Consider the following 5617-nt stretch of genomic DNA (forward strand, 5'->3'; position numbering starts at 1 on the left):
CTCACGGCGCACGCGGGGCTCGCGCTGCGGGCGGGGATTTTCATTGGTGGAGCGTGGGCCGGCGCTGGGGCCACGGTCTGCCTGCGGGCGGCTCTTGGGCTTGGACTTGCCGAGCAGGCCGAAGCTGATGATGCTCAGAAACTTCTGAAAGCCAGAAGGGGCGGCATTGCGGGTTTCGCGGCCACCTTCACGGGTGGGGCGTGGGCCTTCAGGACGGGGTCCACGTGGGCGGTTGCGATTGCGGTTGCGACGAGGGCCATTGCCGTTGCCGGAGGAGCTGCCTCCGCCATTGCGGTTGGGATAATCGGACATGAGTTGAGTTTACGTAGGGGTGGGTTGCGTGTACTGGCAGGGCCGGGGTGCTGATAGGGGCGGCGGGCGGGAACGGGCGGCTTGCCTCTTCCACGGGTCCGCGGCACGCGGCGGACCGCACACGCGGCCTGCCACAGCACCACCACGGGCTGCTGCGGTTTTCAAAGCTGGGCCGCACTGGCCCTGCCTGCCTGAAAGTCATTTCCGCGCACACTTGCAGCACGCTGGAGATTCCTTTCGGGCGTTCCATCCGCTGGAACGCTTCCTGCTGCGCTGTCGTGGGTCGAAGATAGCGCATGGGGAGTTGACGTTCAAAGGGACGGGCTTCGGAGCACTCAATGAAGGCTCTGAAAACAGCGGGCGGACAGTAATCAGGCCACGGAGGCGGTCAACCGAGAATCACGTACGCATTGCTTGCCCCGGGCGGGCTTTCATCCCATCATGGCCCCATGATCAAACCCATCGTTTACATCAAAACTGGCTGCCCTTGGTGCGAAGAAGTCACGGAATACCTTGATGCCAAGCGCATTGACTACGAAGCCATCGTCGTTTCCGGCAATCGTGAGGCCATGCAGGCCATGATCGATCTCAGCGGCCAGAGCAAAGCCCCCACCATGGACTGGGACGGCGAGGTGCTGGCGGACTTCGGCGTGGACGAGTTGGTGCCGTTTTTGAAGAAAAAGGGAGCGGTGTAGGGGGCATTGGCCGCCGTCATTGGATCGTTTGCGGTAGGGACGTTCAGTTTCGCCGCAGAGGGGCAAAGAAGCAGAGGGAGCAGAGAATGCATCTGAACTCTGCCACCTCTGCCTCTCCGCCCCTCTGCGGTAAAGACGCCTGTCCATTGAGCCTGCGAAAAGCATGCCTGGCAGATGGGGGCTTCATTCTTCCCTCGCCTCGTATAGAATTCGGAAAACGGTTTCGGATTTGATACTTCGTCATTTTGCCAGCCCCTTCTTGCCTTGCGCCCGAGTTCCTGCATTATCCCCCAGCCCCACGCCCCTCTTTCCCCATGCTCTCCCCTGATTCCCGCCCCGCCTCCCGTGCGTTTTTGCTGCCGCTTGCCCTGATCGTCGCCGCCGCTGCGTTTCGCTGGGCCAAGCTCAAAGGCTACGTCACCCTTGAAGTACTCGAAAACTTCACGCCGTGGATGGCGCTGGCCTTCACCGGCACGCTGGTCTTTTCCAAACGGGTGCCCTTCATCCTGATCCCGCTGCTCCTTGTGCTGATCGATGCCTCCGCCACCGGCATGCACTCCGTGCTGCACTGGGAGGCCCTGGCGGTGTATCCCTGCTTTGCCGTCGCCGCGCTGCTGGCCAGCCGCTGGCGTGGGCAGATGGGCATGCTCGGCAGCCTGCTCGGCGTGGCCGGCTGCTCGCTGGTCTTCTACTTCTTCACCAACACCGTCTCCTGGCTCAGCAATCCCGTCTCCGCCTACTCACGCGATCTCGCGGGCTGGCTGCAGGCCGTCACCACCGGAGAGCCCGGGCACCTGCCTTCCTGGTTCTTCCTGCGCAACTCCCTCGTGAGCGATCTCGGCTTCAGCCTCCTGCTCCTGGCCGCGTTCAACACCGAAGCCGCCTTCCGCCAGCAGCAGCGCATCCCGCTGCGCCAGCCCCTGGCCGCCTGAGCCCCACACTTCCCACGGCCATGAAGCGCATCGCATGGCTCTTCACGCTGGCGTGCGCCTGCGCCACGCTCTCCGCGCAGGCGGAGACGCTGCACCTCTACACCTGGGCGGACTACATCAGCCCGGAGGTGGTGCAGAAGTTCGAGAAGCAGCACGGCTGCAAGGTCGTCATCGACACCTTCGACTCGAACGAAAGCATGTTTGCCAAGTTCAAGGCAGGCGCTGCTGGGTATGATCTGGTATTTCCCACCGCCTACATGATCCAGGTGATGCACGCACAGGGCATGCTGGCGGAGCTGGATCACAAGCTCATCCCCAACCTGCCGAACATCGACCCCGCCGTGCTGGCGAAGGTGAAGGACCAGACCATGGCGCACAGCGTGCCCTACACCCTGGCCTATGCCTGCATCGCCGTGCGTGCGGACAAAATCAAAGGAGCGCCCGCCGAAGCCACCTGGGCCCTGTTTGACCGCGCCGCCCTGGCCGGACGCATGACCCTGCTGGACGACATGCGCGAGAGCATCGGCGCCGCGCTGAAGTCCCTCGGCCATAGCATCAACACGCGTGATGAAGCCCAGCTCGCCGCCGCGCGCGATGTGCTCATCCGCTGGAAGAAGAACATCGCCCGCTTTGACAACGAAGGCTACAAGAGTGGCATCGACTCCGCCGAGTTCCTCCTTGTCCATGGCTACAGCGGCGACCTCTTCCAGGTGCAGATGGAAAACCCCAAGGTCGAGATCCTCATCCCCCGCGAAGGCGTCACCCTCGGCTGCGATGAAATGGTCATCCCCAAGACCGCCAAACAGCCCGCCCTCGCCCATGCCTTCATCAACTTCGTCCTCGATCCCGCCATCGCCGCCGAAAACATGGAATGGATGGGCTACTACTGCCCCAACAAACCCGCGATGGCCCAAGTCAGCCCCGAGTTCCTCAAGAACCCCGCCGTCACCATCCCCGCCGAGCTGCAGGCCAAATGCGAAGTCATCGAAGACCTCGGCCCCGACCTCGCGAAGTACACCAAAGTGTGGGACCAGGTGAAAGCAGCGCGCTAGGCAGCGCTGGGAATTCTGTACTGGGAGCGCCGGTTTTTAACCGGCTCTGGGAAGCGCCGCAGCATGGCTAAGCGCCGCGATTCAATGGGCTTCTATCCACCTCGATCCCGCAGGGGCACTCACCTCGACTGCTCCCCGCCTACTCAAAAATCTTCCGGTGTGGATTGATGAAGCACCAGGCGACGGCTCCCACGAGGAATAGTGCGCCGATGAGGTACAGGGGCGCATTCCAGTCGTAGTGCTGCTGCAGGCCGATCACGATGAGCGGGCAGATCACGCTGCCGATCTGGCCGCTGGTGTTCATCGCCGCGCCCACGACGCCGGTGTGGCTGCCGCCGATGTCGATGACGGTGCCCCAGGAGGCGCCGAGGGTGAACATGCTGGCCGCCACCGCCGTGGCGATGCACCAGGCTGCGAGCTCTGGCTGCGCGGTGGTCGTGGCCAGCAGCATGGCGATGCCGGCGACGAGGTAGGAGGCGGCGCCCACGCCTGCACGTCCGATGCGCAGGCCAAACCGACGCGTGGCGGCATCCGTGGCCAGTCCGCCGAGAAGGTCGGCCACCGGGCTCAGCAGCAGTGGCAGGCCGGTGAAAAAGCCGAGGCGCATGGAGCTGAAGCCGTGTTGCTCCTGAAGATAAGTCGGCAGCCAGGTGATGCAGAAGTAGAAGCCAAAGCTGTTGGGGAAATACATGAGGCACAGCGGCAGGGTGTTGCGGTGCTTCAGCAACTGCTTCCAGTAGGCCCAGCCTGCGTGATGCCCGCTGCTTGGATCCCGACCTGCCACGATCTTTTCCAGCTCCGCTGCATTCACCGCCGCATGCTGCTCCGGATCATCCCGGAACCAGCGCTGCCAGGCCACGGCCCACACGATGCCGGGCAGGCCAAAGAGCACAAAGGTCCAGCGCCACCCGCACAGGCCCGCCACGGCCAGCGCGATCACGGGAGTGAGCCCGCCCATGATGTGCGCCGCAGAAAAGAAGATGCCCTGGACCGTGCCGCGCTCCGAGCGTGGGATCCAGCGCGAGAACGTCCGCGCCATGCCCGGCCACGCGCCCGCCTCACCCGCACCAAACAGAAAGCGGATGACCAGCATCGAGCCAAAACTCCACGCCGCACCCGTGGCCACCGTAAACGCGGACCACCACGCGACAATGCGCGTGAGCACCCGGCGTGTGCCCATGCGATCCGCCCACCACGCCGTGGGAATCTCAAACGCCGCGTAGGCGATGGCAAAGGCGCTGTAGATCCAGCTCATCTGATCCTTGCTCAGCCCCAGATCCCGCCGGATGTCCGGCGACAGCGTGGCGATGCACGCGCGATCAAGATAAGTGACGGCCCCGAGCGCCAGCATGAAGCCGACAACACGGTAGCGGACGCGGGTGGGGCAGGGCATCGGCCAATGAAGGAAGAAATGCGGGGGATTCAATCATTACCATTTTCTCCACGACCACCGAAGTCAACCAGTGATCGAAAGTCGGAAAGGTTCCAATTGACTCTCTGCGACTAGCCTCCAATCTTATGTTCAGGAATTTGACAAAAGTCAGCCTAGTAAAGCTCTAATTCGCACGGTGAAACTTTACGTTATAGGGAATGGATTCGATATGTGGCACGACCTGCCCACCAGTTTCAACGATTTTAAAAATTTCGCCAAGGAAATTCTTCTTGAAGTTGAGGGCTTTTATTCACTCGATACAGCGGACAAAGAACTATGGTCCGACTTTGAGAATGATCTCGGCTACTTTGTCTGGAAGAAATTTTATGACTATCACTGCAACATAGACTTCATGTCCGAAAGCTTTAGACCCAGCGAATTCTATAGCCTTCAAGATGAATTAACTGAACAATCCGACCATCATGTGGAAGAGATAAAAAAAGCGTTTCAGGAATGGGTTGAAGGAATTGACATCTCAGATGTGGTAAAAAAAATGGATTTCCCTCAGGATTCCAGCTTTATAAGCTTCAACTACACCTCGACCCTTCAATCTGTATATGGGATAAGCGAAGCAAGAGTATTTCATGTGCACGGTCGAGCTGATAATCTTGACGATCTCATTTTTGGACATGGTAAGACCATAGAAGAAGAGCCCGAGCAGGACGAGAATGGCGACAGTAACCGAACCATGTTCACAGACTCTGAAAACGCAGCCAAGTATCCTTTTTATGCGCTTCAAAAACCGGTGAATGAAGTCCTAAAAAAGAATGACGAATTCTTCAAATCTGCGCGTTCCGTTAGCGAAATCATTGTCATGGGCCATTCACTCAACGACATTGATTTGCCATATTTTAAAGAATTGGCAACTTGGGCATCAGGCGCTCATTGGCTGGTTTGCTGCTACAAGATAAGCGAAGTGGACCATGTCACAACCCAACTAATCAACTGTGGCGTTCAGTGCGCTAGAATCCAGACAATGGGGTATGGAGATTTAGTGAAAATGTCCAAAAAAGGACCTTAACCCTTCGGGAGGAGTGGCTGACTCCTTCAAAACCCACTGGCAGAGCAACCGCCGGTGTGTAACCTTCACACCATGAAACTGGAAGAACTCACGGCGGAGGCGGCCAAGCTTTCTGAGGATGACCGGGCATCTCTGGCGGCCTGGCTGCTGATTGGGCTCGAAAAGCCGCACCA

At 59.8% G+C, this 5617-nt stretch carries 4 protein-coding genes and 2 pseudogenes; 4 read left to right on the forward strand and 2 right to left on the reverse strand.

Annotated elements, in window-relative coordinates:
* Window positions 1-312 (reverse strand): annotated as a pseudogene (locus ACIREA_RS25370) (hypothetical protein); the annotation flags it as partial.
* A 449-nt stretch (window positions 313-761) separates the two neighbouring features.
* On the opposite strand from ACIREA_RS25370, the gene ACIREA_RS25375 reads away from it, so the two are divergent.
* From ACIREA_RS25375 to ACIREA_RS25385, 3 genes and pseudogenes are all read left to right on the forward strand, one after another.
* The gene (locus tag ACIREA_RS25375) at window positions 762-1007 is read left to right on the forward strand and encodes a glutaredoxin family protein (RefSeq protein WP_397385120.1); all 246 of its coding nucleotides are present in this window, start codon (window positions 762-764) and stop codon (window positions 1005-1007) included.
* Between the two features lie 314 nt (window positions 1008-1321).
* Window positions 1322-1939, forward strand: coding sequence for a DUF6580 family putative transport protein (locus ACIREA_RS25380; RefSeq protein ID WP_397385121.1), 618 nt, complete (start codon window positions 1322-1324; stop codon window positions 1937-1939).
* 20 nt (window positions 1940-1959) lie between these two features.
* Window positions 1960-2874 (forward strand): annotated as a pseudogene (locus ACIREA_RS25385) (spermidine/putrescine ABC transporter substrate-binding protein); the annotation flags it as partial.
* Between the two features lie 256 nt (window positions 2875-3130).
* On the opposite strand, the gene ACIREA_RS25390 reads toward ACIREA_RS25385, so the two are convergent.
* Window positions 3131-4384 carry an MFS transporter gene (locus ACIREA_RS25390; RefSeq protein WP_397385122.1) on the reverse strand — a complete coding sequence of 418 codons (1254 nt, stop codon included), beginning with the start codon at window positions 4382-4384 and terminating at the stop codon, window positions 3131-3133.
* A gap of 175 nt (window positions 4385-4559) precedes the next feature.
* Here ACIREA_RS25390 and ACIREA_RS25395 point away from each other — a divergent pair, with 175 nt between their 5' ends.
* A complete protein-coding gene (locus tag ACIREA_RS25395) occupies window positions 4560-5444 on the forward strand; it encodes a bacteriophage abortive infection AbiH family protein (RefSeq protein ID WP_397385123.1) in 885 nt (294 codons plus the stop codon).
* Window positions 5445-5617 lie beyond the last annotated feature (173 nt).

The sequence above is a fragment of the Prosthecobacter sp. genome (genome assembly GCF_044373815.1).
In the GTDB taxonomy this organism is placed as follows: Bacteria; Verrucomicrobiota; Verrucomicrobiia; order Verrucomicrobiales; family Verrucomicrobiaceae; genus Prosthecobacter.

Bases quoted from the DNA above. Each gene is read 5' to 3' on its own strand.
- ACIREA_RS25375 (WP_397385120.1), top strand. From the start codon at position 762: ATGATCAAACCCATCGTTTACATCAAAACTGGCTGCCCTTGGTGCGAA.
- ACIREA_RS25380 (WP_397385121.1), top strand. From the start codon at position 1,322: ATGCTCTCCCCTGATTCCCGCCCCGCCTCCCGTGCGTTTTTGCTGCCG.
- ACIREA_RS25390 (WP_397385122.1), bottom strand. From the start codon at position 4,384: ATGCCCTGCCCCACCCGCGTCCGCTACCGTGTTGTCGGCTTCATGCTG.